Origin of the sequence: Myxococcus faecalis, assembly GCF_050039385.1 — a bacterium.
GTDB lineage: Bacteria > Myxococcota > Myxococcia > Myxococcales > Myxococcaceae > Myxococcus > Myxococcus fulvus.
Genome location: NZ_CP144336.1, coordinates 10,242,751 through 10,263,261, shown reverse-complemented (window position 1 = coordinate 10,263,261; position 20,511 = coordinate 10,242,751). Strand labels below are relative to the sequence as shown.

General features: G+C 70.3%; 16 protein-coding genes and 2 tRNA genes. 6 read left to right on the top strand and 12 right to left on the bottom strand.

Annotation, left to right across the window (positions count from 1 at the left end):
• Window positions 1–50: 50 nt before the first annotated feature.
• From VZQ01_RS40900 to VZQ01_RS40880, 5 genes are all read right to left on the bottom strand, one after another.
• Window positions 51–1,025 carry a hydroxymethylglutaryl-CoA lyase gene (locus VZQ01_RS40900; protein ID WP_046713845.1) on the bottom strand — a complete coding sequence of 325 codons (975 nt, stop codon included), beginning with the start codon at window positions 1,023–1,025 and terminating at the stop codon, window positions 51–53.
• Window positions 1,018–1,746 (bottom strand): class I SAM-dependent methyltransferase, encoded by a 729-nt coding sequence (locus VZQ01_RS40895; protein ID WP_223749001.1) that lies wholly within the window; start codon window positions 1,744–1,746, stop codon window positions 1,018–1,020. Before VZQ01_RS40895 ends, VZQ01_RS40900 begins: the two co-directional genes overlap by 8 nt.
• 96 nt (window positions 1,747–1,842) lie before the next feature.
• Window positions 1,843–3,036: a methionine aminotransferase gene (locus tag VZQ01_RS40890; RefSeq protein WP_426746354.1), complete on the bottom strand. Its 1,194-nt coding sequence runs from the start codon at window positions 3,034–3,036 to the stop codon at window positions 1,843–1,845.
• 44 nt (window positions 3,037–3,080) lie between these two features.
• Complete coding sequence (locus VZQ01_RS40885) at window positions 3,081–4,046, bottom strand: phosphatase PAP2 family protein (protein WP_223783376.1); 966 nt, start codon at window positions 4,044–4,046, stop codon at window positions 3,081–3,083.
• 5 nt (window positions 4,047–4,051) lie between these two features.
• The gene (locus VZQ01_RS40880; protein ID WP_426746353.1) at window positions 4,052–6,565 is read right to left on the bottom strand and encodes an efflux RND transporter permease subunit; all 2,514 of its coding nucleotides are present in this window, start codon (window positions 6,563–6,565) and stop codon (window positions 4,052–4,054) included.
• Window positions 6,566–6,998: 433 nt separating this feature from the next.
• Here VZQ01_RS40880 and VZQ01_RS40875 point away from each other — a divergent pair, with 433 nt between their 5' ends.
• From VZQ01_RS40875 to VZQ01_RS40865, 3 genes are read left to right on the top strand one after another with little or no spacing between them, the layout of a single operon-like run.
• Complete coding sequence (locus VZQ01_RS40875; protein WP_141324050.1) at window positions 6,999–8,546, top strand: aminotransferase class I/II-fold pyridoxal phosphate-dependent enzyme; 1,548 nt, start codon at window positions 6,999–7,001, stop codon at window positions 8,544–8,546.
• A gap of 7 nt (window positions 8,547–8,553) precedes the next feature.
• On the top strand, window positions 8,554–9,735 hold the full coding sequence (locus tag VZQ01_RS40870) for a GNAT family N-acetyltransferase (protein WP_223749004.1): 1,182 nt from the start codon (window positions 8,554–8,556) through the stop codon (window positions 9,733–9,735).
• An 18-nt stretch (window positions 9,736–9,753) separates the two neighbouring features.
• Window positions 9,754–10,746 carry an NAD-dependent epimerase/dehydratase family protein gene (locus VZQ01_RS40865; protein WP_223783324.1) on the top strand — a complete coding sequence of 331 codons (993 nt, stop codon included), beginning with the start codon at window positions 9,754–9,756 and terminating at the stop codon, window positions 10,744–10,746.
• Between the two features lie 73 nt (window positions 10,747–10,819).
• Here VZQ01_RS40865 and VZQ01_RS40860 read toward each other — a convergent pair whose 3' ends face one another.
• The 7 genes from VZQ01_RS40860 to VZQ01_RS40830 all read right to left on the bottom strand — a co-directional run bounded on the left by VZQ01_RS40860 (window position 10,820) and on the right by VZQ01_RS40830 (window position 16,465).
• Window positions 10,820–11,425: an MlaC/ttg2D family ABC transporter substrate-binding protein gene (locus tag VZQ01_RS40860; RefSeq protein ID WP_223749006.1), complete on the bottom strand. Its 606-nt coding sequence runs from the start codon at window positions 11,423–11,425 to the stop codon at window positions 10,820–10,822.
• Window positions 11,426–11,478: 53 nt separating this feature from the next.
• Window positions 11,479–13,245 (bottom strand): TolC family protein, encoded by a 1,767-nt coding sequence (locus VZQ01_RS40855; protein ID WP_426746352.1) that lies wholly within the window; start codon window positions 13,243–13,245, stop codon window positions 11,479–11,481.
• Window positions 13,246–13,627: 382 nt separating this feature from the next.
• Window positions 13,628–13,700, bottom strand: a tRNA-Ala gene (locus VZQ01_RS40850).
• Window positions 13,701–13,755: 55 nt separating this feature from the next.
• Window positions 13,756–14,157, bottom strand: coding sequence for a hypothetical protein (locus VZQ01_RS40845; protein WP_223749008.1), 402 nt, complete (start codon window positions 14,155–14,157; stop codon window positions 13,756–13,758).
• Window positions 14,158–14,213: 56 nt separating this feature from the next.
• The gene (locus VZQ01_RS40840) at window positions 14,214–15,494 is read right to left on the bottom strand and encodes an RsmB/NOP family class I SAM-dependent RNA methyltransferase (RefSeq protein ID WP_426749032.1); all 1,281 of its coding nucleotides are present in this window, start codon (window positions 15,492–15,494) and stop codon (window positions 14,214–14,216) included.
• Between the two features lie 114 nt (window positions 15,495–15,608).
• Window positions 15,609–16,280 (bottom strand): response regulator, encoded by a 672-nt coding sequence (locus VZQ01_RS40835; RefSeq protein ID WP_426746350.1) that lies wholly within the window; start codon window positions 16,278–16,280, stop codon window positions 15,609–15,611.
• Between the two features lie 99 nt (window positions 16,281–16,379).
• A tRNA-Leu gene (locus VZQ01_RS40830) sits at window positions 16,380–16,465 on the bottom strand.
• Window positions 16,466–16,561: 96 nt separating this feature from the next.
• On the opposite strand from VZQ01_RS40830, the gene VZQ01_RS40825 reads away from it, so the two are divergent.
• From VZQ01_RS40825 to VZQ01_RS40815, 3 genes are all read left to right on the top strand, one after another.
• A complete protein-coding gene (locus tag VZQ01_RS40825) occupies window positions 16,562–17,311 on the top strand; it encodes a tetratricopeptide repeat protein (RefSeq protein WP_426746349.1) in 750 nt (249 codons plus the stop codon).
• A 406-nt stretch (window positions 17,312–17,717) separates the two neighbouring features.
• The gene (locus tag VZQ01_RS40820) at window positions 17,718–18,674 is read left to right on the top strand and encodes a diguanylate cyclase (protein ID WP_255653393.1); all 957 of its coding nucleotides are present in this window, start codon (window positions 17,718–17,720) and stop codon (window positions 18,672–18,674) included.
• Window positions 18,675–18,721: 47 nt separating this feature from the next.
• A complete protein-coding gene (locus VZQ01_RS40815) occupies window positions 18,722–20,461 on the top strand; it encodes a response regulator (RefSeq protein ID WP_426746348.1) in 1,740 nt (579 codons plus the stop codon).
• The last annotated feature ends 50 nt before the right edge of the window (window positions 20,462–20,511 follow it).

Genomic DNA, 20,511 nt, shown 5'->3' with positions numbered 1-20,511 from the left:
ATTACTGGGAGTGAAGTCACCAGCGCCGCGCCCTACCTGCGACGAGCGCCTCAGGTCTGAGCGCGGCGGGACGCCTTCTTCTCCCGCTCACCCAGCGCGGCCTGGAGGAACTTCCCGGCCAGCTTCCGGCCGATCAGCTCCTGGGCAATCTCCCCGGCCTCCACCAGCCGGTCCAGGTTGATGCCGGTCTCCACGCCCATGCCGTGGAACATGAAGACGGCGTCCTCGGTCGCCAGGTTGCCCGCGGCGCCCGGCGCATAGGGGCAGCCGCCCAGCCCGCCGATGCTCGCGTCGAAGGTCGTCACGCCCGCGGACAAGCCGACGAGCGAGTTGGCCAGCGCCGTGCCCCGCGTGTCGTGCAGGTGCAGCGCCAGCTTCTCGACGGGGATGTGCTTGAGCAGCGCGTCGAGGATCTCCTCGGTCTGCCTCGGCGTGCCCACGCCAATCGTGTCGCCCAGGCTGAGCTGGTAGATGCCCGCGTCCACCAGATGCCGGCAGATGTCCACCACGCGCTCCACCGGGACATGGCCCTCGTAGGGGCAGCCCCACACGGTGGAGAGGTAGCCGCGCACGCGCATGCCGGCCTGGAGCGCCGCCGTGGTGACCTCGCGCGCGCCGGCCATGGCCTCCGCGATGCTCTTGTTGATGTTCTTCTTGGAGTGGGCCTCGGACGCGGAGATGAACACCGCGGCCTCCTCCAGCCCGGCCTCCTTCGCGCGCTCCAGCCCCTTGAGGTTGGGCACCAGCGCGGAGAACACCACGCCCTCGCGGCGCCCCACCAGGCGCAGCAGCTCCTCGGCGTCCGCCAGTTGGGGAATCCACTTGGGCGAGACGAACGACGTCACCTCGATGCGCTTCTCGCCCGCTTCCACCAGGGCATTGATGAGCCGCGCCTTGTCCCGCGTGGGCAGCGTGCGCAGCTCGTTCTGCAGGCCGTCGCGAGGACCGACCTCGTACACGTCCACCCGCTTCGGCAGCTGGCCCAGCAGGTTCCCGCGCGCTCGTGAATGTGAGGTCTCAGGCATCTCGCAGCACCGCTCCAACAATCAGGTCGGCCGACCGTCGCGTCAGCGGCTCGCCATCGAGTCCGCCATGCACCCAGGAGATCGAAAACCCGGTGCTTTCCAACAGCGCGGTCAGTTCCGCAAGGGGATAGTAACGAATGGAGTAGGACGCAGACAGGACACGGCCATCCCGCAGGGTGAGGGTCCGCCGTCCCTCGTCGCGCCCCGTCGCCGCGTCGAAGTGGCTCTCCTCCTCCAACACGGCCCCGTCCGGAAGTGTCCGCTGGAACGCGGCCCCCGGTGACGCGGCCAGTCGCTCGTGCGGCACCGTGTGGAACACCAGGAGCCCTCCCCGCCTCAACGCCCTCGCCACCTCCCGGAGGATGCGCACGTGCTCCTCGTCCGTGAAGGCGAACAAGGTGGAGTACCACGCGTACGCTCCGGACAGGGAACCCTCCCGGAAGGGCAAGGCCCGGAGGTCGCCTCGCACCACGGGGAACCCCGGACGTCGCATGGCCAGCGACAACGCATCCCGCTCCAGCCCGATGACGCGCCCCGCCAGGGGGCCCGAGGCCTGGAGTCGCGAGGCATGGCGCCCATGGCCGCAGCCCAGGTCCGCCACGGGCTCCGGGCCGGGCACGTCGGCGAACGCGCGCGCCAGATAGTCCGCCTCCCTCGCCGTCACGCTCTCGGACAGGAAGGGCAACGTGCTGCGCAGGTACAGCTCGCCGAAGAAGTCCACGCGCGCACGTCAGCGGCCGGGAAGAACGACGCCGCCCTCCTCTGCCGGGGGATGTAGCAACCCCGTCCCGCCGTCGCAACGCGGGGGCGCCGGCCTTCAGCGCCCGGGCCCGAGCTTCGCGCGCAGCCGGCGCACGGCCTCGTCCAGCACCGCGTCCGTCTTGCAGAACGCGAAGCGGGCGAGCCCATGGCCCAGGTGGCGGTGCTCGGGGCCATAGAAGACGCTCGGGGGGATGGCCGCCACGCCGACCTCCGACACCAGGTGCCGGCAGAAGGCCACGTCGTCCGCGAAGCCCAGGCCGGAGATGTCCGTGAGGATGAAGTAGCTCCCCTCCGGGACATGGGCCTTCAGGCCCGCGTCGCGAAGACCGGACAACAGCCGCTCCCGCCGCGCGGCGTAGGCCGCCGACAGTCCGTCGAAGTACGCGTCCGGCAGCCGGAGCGCCGCCGCCATGGCCGCCTGGAAGGGGGACGCGGTGGCGAAGGTCACGAACTGATGCGCGCGCTGGATGGCGTCGCGCAGTGGGGGCGGCGCGATGACCCAGCCCACCTTCCAGCCCGTGAGGCTGAACGTCTTGCCTCCGCTGCTCACCGTCACCGTGCGGTCCGCCAACGAGGGCACGGTGGCCGGGCGCACGTGGCGCGCGGGGGCGAAGGTGATGTGCTCGTAGACCTCGTCGGACAGCACCTTCACGTCATGCTCGGCGCACAGCGCGCCGATGCGCTCCAGTTCCTCGCGCGTGAAGACCTTCCCCGTCGGATTGTGGGGCGTGTTGAGGATGAGCAGCCGCGTGCGTGGACTGAAGGCCGCGCGCAGCTCGTCCCAGTCGAACCACCACTGCGCATGCGCCGCGTCCGGCGGCCTCAGGGGAACCCAGCGCGCCGTGGCGCCGACGAAGGTGATGTTGGCGTCGTACGAGTCGTAGAACGGCTCGAACGCGATGACCTCGTCCCCCGGGTCCACCAGGCCGAGGATGACGTCGAGGATGGCCTCCGTGGCCCCACTCGTCACCGTCACCATGGTGTCCGGGTCCACCGCCTGGCCGTGGAAGCGGGCCGAGTGCTCGGCGATGGCCACGCGCAGGTCCCGCGCGCCGGTGCTCATGGCGTACTGGTTGACGCCGTCGTGGATGGCGCGCCACGCGGCCTCCTTCACGACCTCCGGCCCGTCGAAGTCGGGGAACCCCTGCCCCAGGTTCACCGCGCCGTGCTTCTGGGCCAGGGCACTGAACTCGGAGAAGACGGTGGTGCCGAACCGCGACACGCGCTGCGACGACACGGACCTGGACATGGAGCGCTCCCGACACGGCCGGCCTCGAGGGGCCGGAGCCGTGCTCAGGGGCGCAGGATAGCGTCCACCGGGACGGAACGCGCGGCCCTCTCGCTCTCGCGATGCCGCGCCGCCCGCGTCAGCGCCGTGGCCATGCCCACCACCACCATCACCAGGGGCACCGCGCACAACAAGTCGGTGGCGTAGTGGAAGCGCCCGGCGAGCGTCGCGAAGATGAGCCCCAGGCCCGGCAGCAACATCACCCAGAACACCTTCCGGGAGAACCGCCACGCATAGAAGAGCACCAGCAGCGTGGTGCCCGTGTGCCCCGAGGGGAAGCAGTCCCGTGCGAAGACGGGCCTGCGCATCAGCGAGTCCAGCCACGGCGTCAGCGTGCCCTGCAGCGGCGCATCGAACGCGTCGACGAAGAAGTAGCGCGGCCCCACGGCCGGCACCAACGAGTACGCCGAGTAGTTCAGGATGAACAGCAGCCCCAGCCCCAACAGGTACTCGTCGAACTCCGGCGAGGCGCCGCGTGCGCGCCGGTACAGGCCGATGCCCAGCACCAGCGGCCACACGAAGTGGCCGTAGTAGCAGATGAGCAGCACGTCGTTGAGCCAGCCGGGGATGACGTTCGCCAGCACCACGGAGGCCTGGAACCCGAAGATGCGCTGGTCCGCGGCCACCAGCTGCGCGTCCCGCAGGAACGGGTTGAGCGTGTCCACCACGGGGGTGAGCCAGCCGTGCGTGAGCACCGCCACGGGCAGCAACCAGAAGTCCGCCAGGACGGTCAGCCACCGCTGCGTCGGGAAGCGCGACTCGAGCGTGCGCAGCACCAGCGGGCCCGCCGCCATCGAGGCGAACAGCCAGACATGGTGGAGCGACCCCAGCGTCCACCGCCCGGGGCCGAGCAGCACCAGCGCCGCGAGCGAACAGGCGATGACGATGATGAGGTCCACGGGCCCGAGTCGGACCTGCGCCTCGCGGGAACCCTTCAACGGGACGGAGCCACGCAGCCCCTGGGCATTCAAGAGACTCACGCCGATTTCCGCTCCCCCGACGCCCCCACCTCGGAGGTGGCCGCGTCGAGATCGAGACTCCGGACGACCGCGCCCTCTTGGGTGACGAGCAGGCCCTTGCGCCCCTTCCAGCGCTCCAGGAGGGCAAGCAGCGCGGGGAAGAACACTGTGGTCCCCAGAAAGGTGCACACGACCCCGAGGAGCGCAATCTGTCCGATGCTGCGCAGGCCCTGGTGGTTGGCGACGAGCAGCGCACCGTACCCGGCCGCGTTCGACAGCGTGGCGACCACGGCCGCAAGCCCCGTGTGCCGCACCACCTTGCCGAGCGAGCCGGGGCCCTCCTCCTCGTACCGGTGATACAGGTGCACGGAGTTGTCCACCGCGATGGCGAGCAGGTTGGGCAGCACCACCGCGTTGATGAAGTTGAGCTGCACGTCGAAGAGGTACATGCCGCCCGCCAGGCACGTCATGCCCAGGAACAGCGGCCCCGTCACCAGCAGCGTCCGCTTCACGCTGCGCAGGCTCACCAGGATGACCAGGAACACCGCCGCCGCGGCCGCCCAGAGGATGAGCGGGCCGTCCGCGCTCACCAGCGCGAAGATGCGCGAGGCGATGCGGTTGCTGTCCAGCACCGCCATCTCCACGCCCGCCGCCTTCGCGCCCTCCACCACCTGGTCGATCTGCGCCGCCCAGCGCGTGAGGTCCTTGGTGTCGTAGTTCGACACGGAGGGGAACAGCAGCAGGAAGGTGCCCTGCCCGTCCGTGGCCTCGAACCGGCGGCGCACCTCCACGGGCAGCGAGTCCAGCCCATACGGCTTCGCCTCCACCATCCCCTGGAGCTCCTTGAGGCGCGGATCCTCGTACGCCGCCTCGGGCAGGCCGTGCAGCAGCGTGCGGATGCCGCCAATCTCCGCGCCCCGGCGCTCCACGTCTCCGGGCACCAGGTCGTTCAAGGAGGTCGTGCGCAGGAACACCGAGTCGGCGCCGTTCTTCTGCTTCACCTCGGCGATGACCTGCTCGACCTTCGCCGCCTGCCCCAGGTCGTCCACCAGGAAGATGGCGGGGTTGAGCGGCTGGCCCAGTTGCTCGGTGACGTGGTCATCCAGCCGCGACGCCGGGGAGTCCCCCTTCAGCTTGCGCATGTCCGTCTCGAAGCCCAGCCGGGGCGCGATGGAGACGGAGAACGCGGCGAAGCCCACCACGGACAGCGCGAGCACGACGAGGACGGACGTGGGCCACCGGCGCCACTCCCGCTCGGGCTTCGGCGGCGCCACCACGGGGGCGGCGACCTCGGAGGCGGGCGCCGTGTCCACGCGGGCCGGGCGCAGCCGCTCCGCGATGGCCAGCAGCGAGGGCCCCAGTGCATAGGCCGCCAGCACCGCGAGCAGCACGCCCAGCCCCGCCAGGAAGCCGAACTGGTTGAAGGCGTGGAACTGCGCCAGCATCAGCACGAAGAACGCCGCCGCGTTCGTCACCGCGGACGTCATCGCCCCGCTGAAGGTGCCGCCCACGGCGGTGGCCAGCGCGTCGCGCGCGGAGCGGGTGCGCCGCTCCTCCCAGTAGCGCATGCACAGGTGCACGCCGTACTCGATGCCCAGGCCGATGAGGATGGCGACCAGGAAGCCCGTCACCACGTTGAGGTGGCCGATGGCGAGCCACGCGATGCCGAACGTCATCAACAGGCCGACGACGACGGGCAGGCCCACCACCGCCAGCGCCGCGATGCGCCGGGTGGCCAGCAGGATGAGGCCGATGGCGATGAGCGCGGACAGCGTGCCGGCGCGCGACAAATCACCGCGCATCACCGCGTCCTCTTCGATGCGGTTCTGGAAGTTGCCCGTCGCCTCCAGCTTCACCGCCGGGTAGCGCTCCGAGGCCAGCGTGCGCCCCGTGCCCAGCGCCAGCTCCACGAAGCGGCGCGCGAAGTCCAGGTCCCCCGCGGTGCCCATGGGCTTGAGCATCAGGTAGACCTCGGTGCCGTCCGCGTTCGCCAGGGACTCGTGCACCGGCGCGTTGGGCGAGTGCTTCCGGGCAATCTCCTCGAACGTGGGCGGCGGAGGCGTGGCCCCCAGGTCGATATAGAAGGGATTGGCCTGCTGCCGCTCGTAGCGCACCCGCGCCGAGAGGTCCGCGCGCAGCTCCGCCAGCGTCTCCGCGGGCAGGAGCCACAGCGCGTGGCGCTTGAAGAACTCCACGTCATAGCTGTGCTCGACGTAGCGCACCTCGGGGAGCGCCTCGAGCCGTCCCTTCAACTCGCGCGCGTAAGCCTTCAGCCGCTCGGGTGTGTCTCCCTTCGCGACGATGACCAGGTACCCGTCCCCACCCGCCTTCTGTGACACGCGTGTCAGGTCCTGGACTTCGCGGGCACCCTGCGGGAGCAGCTCGACGAATGAACCACGGAACTCCAACCGCGACGCCAGTGCCATACCGCCGGCGGCCAGCAATGCGGAGATCAGCAGCACGTACCAGGGCCGGGAGACCGCCGTCTGGATGAACCCCTCGAACCACCGTTGCCGCAGAGACCTGGCCACCGTCCACTCCTCGATTTTCGCCGGGCTTAGCAAATTCCCGGCCAGTCGTAGCCCCCTCAAACAACGGGCGACCGGAAAGCCTTCCGTCCCTGGGTCGGCTGCTTGCGCACGAAGGCGGGCGGGCGACCTTGCTTCCCATTATCCACTGGAAGACGGTCTGCGTCGGCGGGGTGCCACCAATGCAACGGTGCTGTCAAGCCGAGGGGACTTTTGGCCCCTCTCGCAAGGGTCCCAAGCAACGGTCCGCGCCTTGACACTGCCCCTCGGCCTCTTTATTCACGGCCCCGCGTCCCCCGAGGGAGGTCGTCGGGCGCATGGTTGCCCCCGGCTCGGGAACGAGCCCTGCATGGTGAGTGGCGACCGCAGTGCCGCACTCCGCCTCTCCTGAAGAGGCCCAAACCCTCCCCCGACGCAGGCCTACAGAAAGAGCACCATGAGCGACGTCTTCGACAAGTGCAGCAATTGGAAGGACTACCGCATCGCGAAGGCCACCGGCCTCTACCCCTATTTCCGCGTCATCGAGGCGTCGCACGGCGCCACCGAGGTGGAGATCGAGGGCAAGCGGGTGATCATGGTCGGCTCCAACAACTACCTGGGCCTGTCCGCGGACCCGCGCGTCAAGGAAGCCGCCATCAAGGCGACGGAGAAGTTCGGCACCACGTGCTCGGGCTCGCGTCTGCTCAACGGCACGCTGGCGCTGCACGAGGAGCTCGAGGGACGGCTGGCCAAGTTCCTCAACCGCGAGGCCGCGGTGGTCATCTCCACCGGCTTCCAGACGAACCTGGCGCTGTCCTCCATCCTGGGCCGCCACGACATCGTCTTCAGTGATCGCCAGAACCACGCGTCGCTGGTGGACGGCATCCGGCTGTCGTTCTCCACGGAGCGCAAGTTCCGCCACAACGACATGGACCACCTGGAGCAGCTGTTGTCCCAGGCCGATCCCAACGCCGGGAAGATCATCATCACCGACGGCGTCTTCTCCATGGAGGGAGACGTCTGCAACCTGCCGCGCATCGTGGAGCTGGCGAAGCAGTACAACGCCCGGGTGATGACGGATGACGCCCACGCCATGGGCGTGCTGGGTGAGAAGGGCCGGGGCACCTCCGAGTACTTCGGCCTGGAGAAGGAGACGGACCTCGTGATGGGGACGTTCTCCAAGAGCTTCGCGTCGCTGGGCGGCGTGCTGGCCGGCCCCTTCGACGTCATCAACTACATCAAGCACAAGTCGCGCTCGGTCATCTTCTCCGCGTCCATGACGCCGGCGTCCATCGCCTCGGCGCTCAAGTCGCTGGAGATCATCGAGGCGGAGCCCCAGCGCCGCGCGCGCCTGCTGGACATCGCGGAGAAGATGCACAACGGCTTCCGCGCCATGGGCTTCGACACCGGCGTGTCCGTGACGCCCGTCGTCCCCGTGCACATCGGCGACCAGACGAAGTGTTTCCGCTTCTGGCGCGCGCTGCACGAGGCGGGCGTCTTCGCCAACCCGGTGATTCCGCCGGCGGTGGAGGCGGGCCACGCGCTCATCCGCACCTCGTTCATGGCCACGCACACGGACGCGCAGCTGGACCGCGTGCTGGACACCTTCGAGACCATCGGCCGCAAGCTGAACGTGATTCCGCAGACGCGCCCCACGGTGTACGAGCCGGTGCAGATCGCCCGCCCGGGCACGTCCGTGCGCTCCAACAAGGCGAGCGAGAAGTGGGCGGCGGGCTCCGCGGGCCTCCTGGCGGACAAGGGCGGCATCACCCTGGACCAGCTGTCGCGCATGTCGTCGCGCGAGGTGGCCGGGAAGATCTTCGACGCGGTGGAGCAGCTCACCTGGCGCGCGGCGAACCTGCAGCCGGAGGACCTGCGCCAGCTGCGCGCCGCGCCCATGAAGCTGTGGGAGAAGCGCGGCGAGCTGCCCGGCTTCCTGCTGGAGAAGGGCGCGCACTTCTTCCTGAAGAACGGCACCGACGGCAACTCCGCCGAGAGGACCTGATTCCACCATGGCCCTGCCCGCCGAGCCGCCCGCAGTCCAGCCCGCCCTTCCGCCCCTCCCCTCGGACGTCCTGGTGACGCCCGTGCGGGACGCCGCGGCGCGGATGACGTTCATCCGCTTCCCGTTCTCGCTCTACACGGGGGACCCGAACTGGGTCCCTCCGCTGGAGATGGAGCGCAAGGACTTCCTGGACCCGAAGAAGAACCCCTTCTTCGAGTACGGCGAGGTGGAGCTGTTCCTCGCGTGGCGAGGCCAGGACGTGGTGGGCCGCATCGCCGCCATCCGCAACCCCCGGCACCAGGAGATCCACGGCACGAAGGAGGGCTTCTTCGGCCTCTTCGAGTGCGTGAACGACGCGGGCATCGCGCGGCTGCTCCTGGACGCCGCGGCATCGTGGCTGAAGGAGCGCGGGCTGGACAGCATGATCGGTCCGGCCAACTTCTCGTCCAACCAGGACTGGGGCCTGCTCATCGAGGGATACGAGTCACCCCCGGCCATCATGATGCCGTACAACCCGCCCTACTTCGCCACGCTGCTGGAGGCGTGCGGGCTGGTGAAGGCGAAGGACCTGTTCGCCTTCGATCTGTCCTCGTCCGCGGAGCCGCCGGAGAAGGTGGTGCGCATCGCGGAGAAGATGCGGCAGCGCGAGGGCATCACCGTGCGCGCGGTGAACCTCAAGGACTTCCCCGCCGAGGTCGAGCGCATCCGGGAGATCTACAACTCCGCCTGGGAGAAGAACTGGGGCTTCGTGCCCTTCACCGACAAGGAGTTCGACCACCTGGCCAAGGAGATGAAGACCATCGTCCGGCCGGAGCTGGTGCTCATCGCCGAGGTGAAGGGGGAGCCGGTGGCCTTCTCCATGACGCTGCCGGACGCCAACGTGGCCCTCAAGGCCGCCAACGGGCGCCTGACCACCTTCGGGCTGCCCATCGGCCTGACGAAGATGCTGCTGGCCTCGCGCCGCATCCACCGGCTGCGCCTCATCACCCTCGGCATCAAGGAGGGCTACCGGCGCCGGGGCCTGGACGCCATCCTGTACCTGGACACGCTGCGCACCGCGCACCGTCTGGGCTACTCGGGCGGGGAGATCTCCTGGACGCTCGAGGACAACCACCTCGTCAACCGCGCCATCGAGTCGATGGGCGGCAAGCGCTCGAAGACGTACCGCCTCTACCAGCGTTCGCTGTAACCCCAGGGAGTCCTCGCCGTGCGTTTCCTGCTCACCGGTGGCACCGGCTTCATCGGCCAGCGGCTCGCGAGCCGCATCGTCGAGCGAGGCGACTCGCTCACCGTGCTCGTGCGTCCCAGCTCGCGTCGCGACGCGCTGGCGGCGCTCGGCGCCCGGTTCGCCGTGGGGGATCTGACCACGGGAGAGGGCCTCACCGAGGCCGTGCGCGACGTGGACTGCGTGCTGCACCTGGCCGGCGTCACCAAGGCCCGGGAGCCCGCGGGCTACTTCGAGGGCAACGCCAACGGCACCCGCCGCCTCGCCGAGGCCATGGCCGCCCTGCCCCACCCGCCCCGGCTCGTCTACTGCTCGTCGCTCGCCGCGGCGGGCCCGTCCACCCCCGAGCGCCCTCGCCGCGAGGAGGACCCGCCGGCCCCCGTCTCCACCTACGGCCGCAGCAAGCTGGGGGGCGAGGAGGCCGTGCGCGAGCTGGCGGACAAGGTGCCGTCCGTCATCGTCCGTCCGCCCATGGTCTACGGGCCGGGCGACGTGGAGTTCATCCCCTCCGTCATCCCCATGGCGAAGAGCGGCTTCGCGCTGAAGAGCGGCTTCGGCCCCAAGCGCTACTCGCTCATCCACGTGGATGACCTGAACACCGCGCTGCTCGCGGCCGCCGAGCGCGGCCCGACGCTCGACAAGGCCGACGCGGCGCGCGGTGTGTACACCGTGTCCGACGGTCGCGAGTACACCTGGGAGGACGTCTGCGCCGCGGTGGCCCGGGCCCTGGGCCGCAGGCCCCCCACCGTGCTGCCGGTGCCCGACACCGTCGGCTATTTCCTGGGCCTGGGCTCCGAGGCCATGGCCCGCCTGCGCGGCACCGTGCCCATCCTCAACCGCGACAAGGTTCGGGAGATGAAGTGCGCCGCGTGGACGTGCACCACCGAGCGCGCCACCCAGGAGCTGGGCTTCGCGCCCACCATCCCCCTGGACCAGGGACTCGTCGGGACGCTCGCGTCCTACGGCCACGCCTGAGCCCTGGAACGACGAAGGCCGAGGCTCTCTTTCGAGGAGCCCCGGCCCGAAGTCAGCGCGAGCTGTGTTCAGCTCACTTCGCGGGAGCCGCGGAGCCGCCGGTGCCCTTGGCGGACTGGGCCGCGTTCTCCTTCTCCAGCTGAGCCCGCTTGGTCTTCAGCGTGGAGAGCAGGCCGTCGAACCCCTTGGTGCTCAGCAGCTTCTGGAACTGGCCCTTGTACGTGTCCACGAGGGACACCTCATCGGTGACGACGTCGTAGATGCGCCAGTCGTTCTTCACCTTGTAGAGGCGATAGTCGACGGGGATCTGGTCCTTCTTGAGGGTGAGCGTCGTGTCGACGGTGGCCTCGGAGTCCTTGATGGTCTCCTTGCCGTACTTCACGTCCGCCTGGGCCTGGCCGATGGCCTTCTGGGCGTAGGAGGCGCGAAGCAGGCCCGTCATCGTCTCGGAGAAGTCCTTGCGCTGGGCGGGCGTGAGCGAGTCCCACGTCTTGTCACCCAGGGCGCGCCTGGCCAGTTCCTGGAAGTCGACGAACTTCTCGACGACGCTGGCGAGCGACTCGACGGTGGCGCCGGGAGCATTGGCCGCCTTCTGGACATCCGCGTTCCCGGACTTGACGACGGTGAGGGGCGTGGGCGCCGCGGCGAGCAGGGTTGCGGCGAGCAGGGAAGCAATCATGGTTTTCGGCTCCGTGCAGAAGGTCGAAACAGCGGACAGGCGCGTGGCCCCGATTATTCACGCAGGGCCGGGGGCGTCCCGGTGACACGAGAGAGGGCCGCCATTCCCAACCGGACGTCGAACCAGCTCTTCGCCCGGTCGCCTGTAACCTGCGCATAGGCGGTGAAGGCGTCCACCAGGTCTCTCGTCTCCCCGGTGCCCAGGTCGAAGGCGGCGAAGGCGGAGGTCACCCAGCGACGGGCGCTCTTCTCCGCGTCCGTGAAGGCCTTGGCCTTGGCCCACGCGGCCACCAGCTCGCCGTGGACCTTGGTCACCTCCAGGCGGATGGCGGCGTGGATCTGCTTCTCCTGGGCGCGCAGCTTGTCGAGCTCCGCGCGCGCCTGGTCCAGCTGCGCGTCCTTGATGGGGATGTCGAACGTCCCCCGCATCACCAGGCCGACGCCCGCGGTCCGGTCGTTGTAGGGGTCATACGCGAAGGGGCTGCGCTGCCGCGTCGCGCTGGTCGTGAAGCGCAAATCGTAGAAGCCCGCGAGGCCGAAGTCCGGGAAGTAGCTCCGCTCGCGAATCAACACTTCGGACTCGCGCGCGACGATGCCGGCGGCGACCGCGGTGAGCTCGGGGCGGTACTGCTCGGCCAGCTCCAGCGCGCGCTCCAGCGACGGGGGCTGAACCTCGTCCTCGAGCGGCAGGTCCTCCTCGACGACGGCGACCTCCTCGCCCGGCGGCGCGTTGGCGAGCAGGCCGATGGCCGTCATCGCGAGCGCGCGCCCCTGGATGACGTCCGCCTTGCGCGCCTCCACCACCTGCCGGAAGAAGCGGACCTTGTACGTGTCCACCTGGGCCACCTGCGGCGACTCCTCCTTCAGGAGCGCGGCGATCTTCTCGGCGGCGTCCTCCAGGCGCTTGGACACCTCCTCCATCTGCTGGAGGCCGGCGCGCGCCAGCTGATAGCTGTAGTACGCCTGCGCGGCCTGGAAGCCGACCTCGTCCCGCACACGCTCACGCAGCGCCGCGCCGAGGATGGGCCCTTGGGCCCCGGCCTTCTCCAGCGCGGACAGCTTGCCGAAGGTGTAGATGGGCAACACCGCGTTGCCGTTGGAGAACACCGTCACGCCCACCTTGCCGAAGTCGAGGTCTCCCTCGAGCGAGGCCTTGGTGGTGGGCGGGCCGCCGAGGCCATCGTTGCGCGCCTCGGGGATGGGGCCGCCCATGCCCACGGTGATTTCGAACTTGGGGAACCAGGCCCACCGCGCCTGCTTGTAGAGCGCCTCGAACTTGCGCAGCTCCGCGGAGGCCTCCTCCACCCGCAAATCAGACGTGCGCGCGCGCTCCACCAGCTGAGCCAGCGTCAACGGACCGGCCTTCCGCGGGGCCTGTGTGTCGGGCACGTTGGCGACGCCCTGCTTCACCTGCTGGGCCTCTCGCGCGGGCTCCTTCATCGGAGCCGGAGACACCGTCCGTCCGCCGGAGGGCGTCGATGCCGAGTCCACCGACTCGGGAGCAATTGTCGGAGGCCCCGGAGGAAGCGTGCCGCCACCGGCGCCCGTCGTCGGCGCGGGCGTCTGCGGCCCCGAGACACCAGGCGCCGCGGAGCCAGTCCCCGGAGTCGGTGTCGCCGTGCCCGTGCCCGAGGTCGTCGGAGTCCCAGACACGCCACCCGTGGTGCCCGTGCCGGAGGTGCCGGACGTCGTGCCCGTCCCCGTCGTCCCTGGCGTCGAACCGCCACCCTGCCCCGCTGAGCCCGGTGTGAACTGCGCGGCCGACATCCCGGCCGCGAGCACCAGCGCCACTGTCACGCCTCGATCCAGGTGTCTGCGCATCACTCGGCCTCGTGCGGGCCCCATATCCGAGAACCCGGCGACGGCGCAGCATCTTCGTTCGCCGACGCCCAGTCATTGACCAACTTCGTTCGCTGTCGAGAGTCGCCCGTCAACGCGCGCCCCTGTCCCGCACCACGCCGTCGCACGAACAGATGCGTGATGACGCGAAACGCAGCGGCGATTTCTCGAGGACTCCGAAGCAGCGAGCCGACGCGAGCCACCTGGCCCGGTGACATCCGAGGTGGCTCGGGAACGAGGGGCCCGCGGATCCGCGTCGTGCCACGAGACTCCATCGCGCGAGGACCGTCGCTCTGCCCGGCGACACTCACCGGAAAAGAAAAAGGCCCGCCGGGTTTCCCAGGCGGGCCTTCCTACTTCAGAGTGGAGCTAACCGGGATCGAACCGGTGACCTCTTGAATGCCATTCAAGCGCTCTCCCAGCTGAGCTATAGCCCCGTCTTTTGCTGCCGACCGCCTTGGGGAGCGGCCCGACGTCGAAAGTGGGTGCCTTCTACCGCCTCTTGTTCCCAGGGCCAAGAACTGTTTGCGGCTTCGGTGCGTTTTTTCCAACCTTCAACCGCTCAGCGACTTCTTCCCCTTCCCGGAGGATGTCCGTCAGCTCGCGCGCGTGCGCCTCGGCCGCCTGCTCGGCGGCCTCGATGGCCTTGAGCGCGGACGCGAAGCCGGCCGGCAGCTCCAGCCTGCCCTTCTGGATCTGCCGGTAGACGACCTCGCCGAGTTCCTTGAAGGCGCGCTCCTTCTGGTCCTTCAGCACCGTGGCCTTGGCGTTCGCCCGGGCCAGGTCCGAGTTGCGCTCCACCGCCTCGCGCAGCTGCGCCAGTCGGGCCTGCGCCGCCTGGAAGGCCTCGTTGATCTGCTTCACCACCTCGGACTGCTTCGGGTCGGCCGGCACGTCGGTGACACCCCTTGAAGGACCTACGCTGGCGTAGCGTGTGGCCTCGTGGACTGTCAACCCTGCCCGGTCCGCCGGAGCCGCGCCGCGAAGAAGCCGCCCCCGGGCACGCGAGGAGGCAGCGCCTTGAGGTACGGCCCCTGGGTCGCGAGTGCCGCCCGTTCCGCTCCGAGCACGTCCGCCACCGGCTCCAGCGTGAACTCCGGGTGCTTCGCGAGGAAGCCCTCGACGACGGCCTCGTCCTCGTCCGGCAGCACCGAGCACGTGGCGTAGACCACCAGCGCCCCGTGCTTCGCCTGACGACTCACCTCGTCGAGCAGCTCCGACTGGGTCGTCTGGTACTTGGCGATCTCCGCCGCGTTCAGCTTCCACTTCTGATCCGGCTCGCGCGCCAGCGAGCCCGTCCCGCTGCACGGCGCGTCGATCAGCAGCACGTCCGCCTCCGACAGCGGCAGAGGATGGGGGAAGGCCACCTGTCTCAAGGAGAAGTGGCGCACGCGCTCCCGGGCCTCGGCCAGCCGGCGGCGGGAGCGATCTCCCGCGAGCACCTTCCCCGTGGGACCGACGAAGTCCGCCAGCGCCAGCGTCTTGCCGCCCGCGCCCGCGCAGACATCCGCCACGGTGAGCCCCTGCAGCGAGCCGCCCACCGGACGACACACCTCTGAGATCAGCTGGCTGCCCACGTCCTGGACCTGGAGCCGCCCGGTCTTCATCACCCGCGTCTCGAAGATGCGGTGGCTCGCGTCCACCACCCGCACCGCGTCCGGCGCCGCGAGCACCGCCTCCGCGGCGACGCCCTCCTCCTGGAGCGCGGCCAGCACCGCGTCGCGAGTCCCCGGCGGCCGCACCCGGAAGTGCAGCCCGGGCTCCTCGTCGAGTGAGGACAACAGCCCCTCCAGCACCGACTCCGGATAGGCCTGCGCCAGCTTCTGCACCAGCCAGTTGGGGAACGAGTAGCGCACCGCCAGCCGCTCCGCGTGGGTGTCCGGCAGCGGCGCCTCCGGCAGCGGGGACTCCACCACCTTCTGGAGCACCTCGTCCTTGAGGGTGCGCGGCCTCACCGGCCCGGGGAGCCGGACCTCCGGGCCGATGCGCGTCCAGCCCTCACCACAGAAGATGCGCCGCCACAGCGCGTAGCGCACCAGCGCCTGGTCCTCCGTGAGCACCAGCTTCCCCGGAGGATGCCCCAACAGCTTCGCCGCCAGGTCCAGCAGGCGCTGATGCCGGGACAGCTCGCGCACCACGAGCGCGGCGAACCGGCGCTCCTGGCCTCCGAGCCCATCCGCGTCGCGCAGCGCATTGGCCAGCGCGGCCTTCAAGGGTTCGCCGCGCAACACCGCGATGTGCGCCTCGAGCGCCGCCGTCGCGCCCCGCCTCGAAGGACGACCGAGCCGCGCCGCCTCCAGCGGATGTGTGGGCCAGACAGTGTCCACGGATGCCAACCTGCCCTTTCAACCGTCCACGCCGAGCGTGATGACCAGGCACCCGGTCGCCGTACGCACCTCGGGAGAGTCCTCCGCGCCCACGAAGAATGACGCCGGGGCCACGAAGCGCGTCCCCTCGACGTCCAGCTCACCCTCGAGCAGCAGCGCCGCCTCGCGTCCCCGCGGCCGCGCCGCCCAGGCCCACTGGCCGCCCGCCACCAGCCGCACCCAGATGGCGCCACCCGCCCCACCCCCTGGCGACGCCAGGTGCACACCGGGCGAGCACTCCACCCAATCTCCCTCCGAGGGAACCGTCGTCCCCCGAGACGCCGCCTCCACGCCCCGGTGCACGGCGAGGAAGCGCTCCACCAGCCCGAGGATGTCCTCGATCTGGAAGGGCTTCACCAGGATGCCGTCGGGGACATGGGGACGCAGCGCCCGCGCCACCTCATCCGGGGACGCCGCGCTGACCATGGCCACAGCCTGGCGCCCCTTCCGGGCCGCCTCCAATACCGCCCGCCCGCCCGCCTCGCTGCCGCCGATGCGCAGGTCCGTGAGGACCAGCTCGAAGCGCTCCTGAAAGAGGACCTCCAGCGCCTGGGCCACGTCGCCCACCGAGCGGACCTCCGCCAGGTCGGCGATCAACTCGCCCATCCCTTCCCGGAGGCTCGCGTCGTCCTCGACCAGCAGAACCTTCATCGCGGGGTATCTCCAACGCCCCTGACGGGAGCTCGTCCTCCACACTCCCGGGCAGGGGGGCCGCCCAGCGGATGCTGGCAGCCCGCCCCTCGTGGGAAGTGGCCCTCCCCGGACTCGAACCGGGACGCGGGGTCAGCCGCAGCGGATTTTGAGTCCGCCTCGTCTACCAATTTCGACAGAGGGCCGTTTGTTGGTGAAGCGGCCAGACGTATACCGCGATGGCCGCGCGGATGCATCCGAAGATTGCGGTGCTGCACGTACATCGCTATGAGGGCCCCCGCATGTACAACCTTCTTATCTCGCTGGCAGTGGGAATCGTGGTCGCGCTGCTGGTGAAGCTCGCCAACTTCTCCATCTGGGCCGGGCTCGTCCCGGGCCTCATCGCGGCCGTCATCACCTTCTTCTTCCTGGGCCGCCGGGTCGCCGGGCAGATCCAGGCGCTCATGACGACGGTGCAGTCGGACCTCCAGTCCCAGCCCACGAGCAAGAAGGACGCCGAGGGCCGGGTGGAGCGCGCGGTGAAGACGCTGGAGAAGGGCCTCATCTACGACAAGTGGCAGTTCATGGTGGGGCCGGAGATTCACGCGCAGATTGGAATGTTGAAGTACATGGTGAAGGACCTGGATGGCGCGCTGGTCCACTTCAAGCAGGGCAGCTCGCGCAACTACATGGCCAAGGCCATGGAGGGCGCCCTGTACTTCCAGCGCAATGACACCCCGGCCATGAAGGCCGCCTTCGAGGCCGCCGCCAAGAGCGGGAAGAAGGAGGCCATCGTCTGGGCGGTGTACGCCTGGTGCCTCCTGCAGAAGAAGGAGAAGGACGAGGCCCTCAAGGTGCTCGGTCGCGGGGTGGAGGAGAACCCCAAGGACGAGAAGCTCAAGGCCAGCCTCGGCCAGCTCCAGAACGACAAGCGCCTGAAGATGAAGCCGTACGAGCCCATGTGGTGGCAGTTCGGCCTGGAGACCCCGCCGATGATGCCCCCCATGGGCGGTGGCGGTGGCCGGCGCATGCAGTTCGTTACCCGACGTTGATCCGCCGCGACGGGCCGGAGTGGAGGGCGCCCCGCCCTCCTCCGCCCGGGAATTCCTACCGGTTCCCCACGACGCACGCTGGAACGACTTCCGCCTGGCTCCTGCTGGCGGCGCCGCGCGCGAGTGCAACCCCCTGAAATGACGTCCGCTCGGATGCCCTCCTCGAGGGCATGCAGCTTGCTCCACGCCCACGCGCGTCGGTGGGGGTGACTCCCCGTCGGGCAAGGGCGATGGGCTTGGCGGCCGGAGGTCTCGGGTGAAGGTTGCGGGAGGCGGTGGGTGCTCGCAGGACCGGGAGGCGGCGGATGCGCCTGGGGCGCAGGGGCGGCGGGAGCACCTGGTGGGGCGTGGCATCCGAGACCTCTGGACCGCCAATCATCAGGAGCGCAACGAAGCGGAGAGGTTCATGCAACGGCGAGGGCGCACCTCGGAGCGGTCCCTCCTCCTGGTCATCGAGGACGACGCGAGCGTGCTGGAGAGCCTGTCGGATCTGCTCGCCTCGCGTTTCGACGTGCTGGGGGCGGCGGACGCGGGCGTGGGGTTGGAGCTGGCGAGGGAACACCGGCCGGACCTGGTGCTGCTGGACAGGTTCCTGCCCAGCGGGGATGGGCTGGCGGTGCTGGAGGCGCTGCAGGAGGACTCCCGGACGGAGTCCACGCCGGTCATCTTCCTGACCGGGGACGCGGACGAGGCCACCCTGGAGCGCTGCCTGGAGATGGGCGCCGTGGACTTCATCCACAAGCCGGCGAGCGCGAGGGAGCTCATGGCACGGATCGACCGGGCGCTGCGGCAGAGTGAACAGCAGCGGCGGCTGCAGATCCTCGCCCAGACGGATGCCCTCACGGGGCTGGCGAACTTCCGGGCGCTCACCGTGCGGCTGGAGGAGGAGCTGCGGCGCGCCCAGCGCTACGGCTACCCGCTGAGCGTGGTGATCATCGACCTGGACCACTTGAAGGCCATCAACGACGGCATGGGCCACGACGTGGGCAACCGGGCCATCCTCGCGCTGGCCAACCAGCTCAAGGGCAACCTGCGCGAGTCGGACTTCGCGGCGCGCTTCGGCGGCGACGAGTTCGTGGCGCTCCTGCCCCACCAGACGGCGCTGGAGGCGGCGGTGTTCGCCGAGCGCATCCGCTCCGGCCTGCGCTCCGTGGGCGTGCAGAAGAGCGACGGCCGCCCCGCCTCCTTCGGGTTGAGCGTGAGCGTGGGCATCGCGGACCACACATTGGAGACACCCCGGGGCGACACGGAAGGGCTGATGAAGGCCGCCGACGCGGCCCTCTATGAGGCCAAGCGCGAGGGGCGCGACCGGGTGGTGGTGTTCGGCCGTCCGGCCATGGCGCCTTCCGTGCAACGGCACTGAGCGCGGGCACGACGCAGCAGGCGACGGCGGGAAGCAAGAGGGCGCGGATGATTCTGGGCAACAGGCTGACGAGCGGTTCGAGGGTGGCGGTCGTCGGAGGCGGTATCGCGGGTGCGGGGCTGGCGGCCTCGCTGCTCTTCAATGGCAGGGCGCGGGGGCTGACGCTCGATGTGCGCGTCTACTCGGGTGGCCTGTCGGAGCGCACCGCGCCGCCCGCCGTGCTGACGCCGGAGTGTCGCTCGCGGCTGGCCGCGCTGGGCTGTCGCATCCCCACCGAGTGGCGCGCCCACGAGCTGCGCGGCGTGGAGATCATCTCCGAGGGGCGGCGCGAGCTGCTCCCCTCCTCTCCCGGTGGCCTGTGGGTGGTGGACGGCTGGCCCCAGGGGCAAGGCGGGCTGGCCCAGGTGCGGGACGTGCTGGCCACGGCGGCCAGCGCCCAGGGCGCGCGCTTCCTCGAGCGGCACGTGGACCGGGTGGAGCGGCAGCCCGCGGCCCCCGATGCGCCGGCGTCCGTGCGAGGCGCGGGCCCCCTGGTGGTCCGCGCCCAGGGAGGCGGCGAGCGCTTCCACGCGGTGGCCCTGGCGGGGGGCGCGGGACCCCTCATGGGCGACAACTTCTTCCCGGGCTTCCGGCCCGCGCCGACGATGCCCGCGGTGCAGGCTCGGCTGCGTCATGCGTCGTCGCGGCTGGAGATCGCGCCGGTGGCGCGGCTCTGGGTCGCGCCGCTTCCCACGGTGGATGGCTTGTTCCTCCTGCCGGGCGCGGACTCCGTCTACGCGCTGGCCTTCGGGCCCGCGGTGACGCCGGCCGACCTGTGCCAGGCGCTGATGATGGCCTCGCGGGATGGGCTGCTGGAGGAGGGCTTCGAGCTGGCGGCGCTGGAGACCACGCGGCTGCCCTTCGGGCCCGGGCGCACGCTGGTGGCTCCGGGGCAGATTGCCGTGGGTCCGGCGGCCTTCGGACATCCGCTGCAGGTGGGGCTGTCGGAGACGCTGGCGTCGTGCAGCCGGGCGGCGGTGGCGCTCCTGGATGGGGGATTGGACGCGGGGGCCCTGGAGCGCCGGTATGTGCGCGAGGGCCTGTGCGAGCTGATGGAGGACGCGTCGGCCGGCGCCCGGGCGGTGGGCTGGTTGCGGCGCGCCGGCAAGCGGGCGCCCTCCGCCTTCGTCGCGGCGAAGGGGCGGCGCACGTCCGTGGGCGTCCATGGCGGTGGTGTGCTCGGGTTGAACGCTCCCACGCCGCTGGCCCTGCTGGGGGCCGTGCGCTGGGCGGGCCTGCGCGAGACGATGAGCAACTGGCTGCGGATGTCGCTGGAGCCGGTGCCCCTGGCCATCCCGGAGCTGGAGCCGGACCTGTACTACGTGGTGGATGACGACGCCGATGCCCGCGAGGCGCTCACGGCGCTCCTGGAGAGCACGGGGGCCAAGGTCGTCGCCTTCGCGGACGAGCTCGCGCTGTTCTGCGCGGTGGCGCGCAGACCTCCGACGGCCATCGTCCTCGACGTCGTGCTGCACTGGGTGGATGGGCTGCGGCTGTGCGAGGGCTTGAAGCAGCATCCCCTCACGCGCAACACGCGGGTGGTGGTGATGAGCGGGCTGAACCGGCCACACGTGCGTCAGCGCGCGCTCGACGCGGGGGCGGAGGCCTTCCTGCCCAAGCCCGTGGACCCGGAGCTGCTGATGCGCATCCTCACGGGCCGACTGACGTCGTCCGGCGGCACGAACGAGCGGGTCGCGCCCCCGCCCCCGAGCGAGACGGGCGCATCGGACCGCTACGCCGCCTATTAGTCACGCGAGGCGTCTGCGCGAAGAACAAGGGCACGGTGGCCAGACGGTCA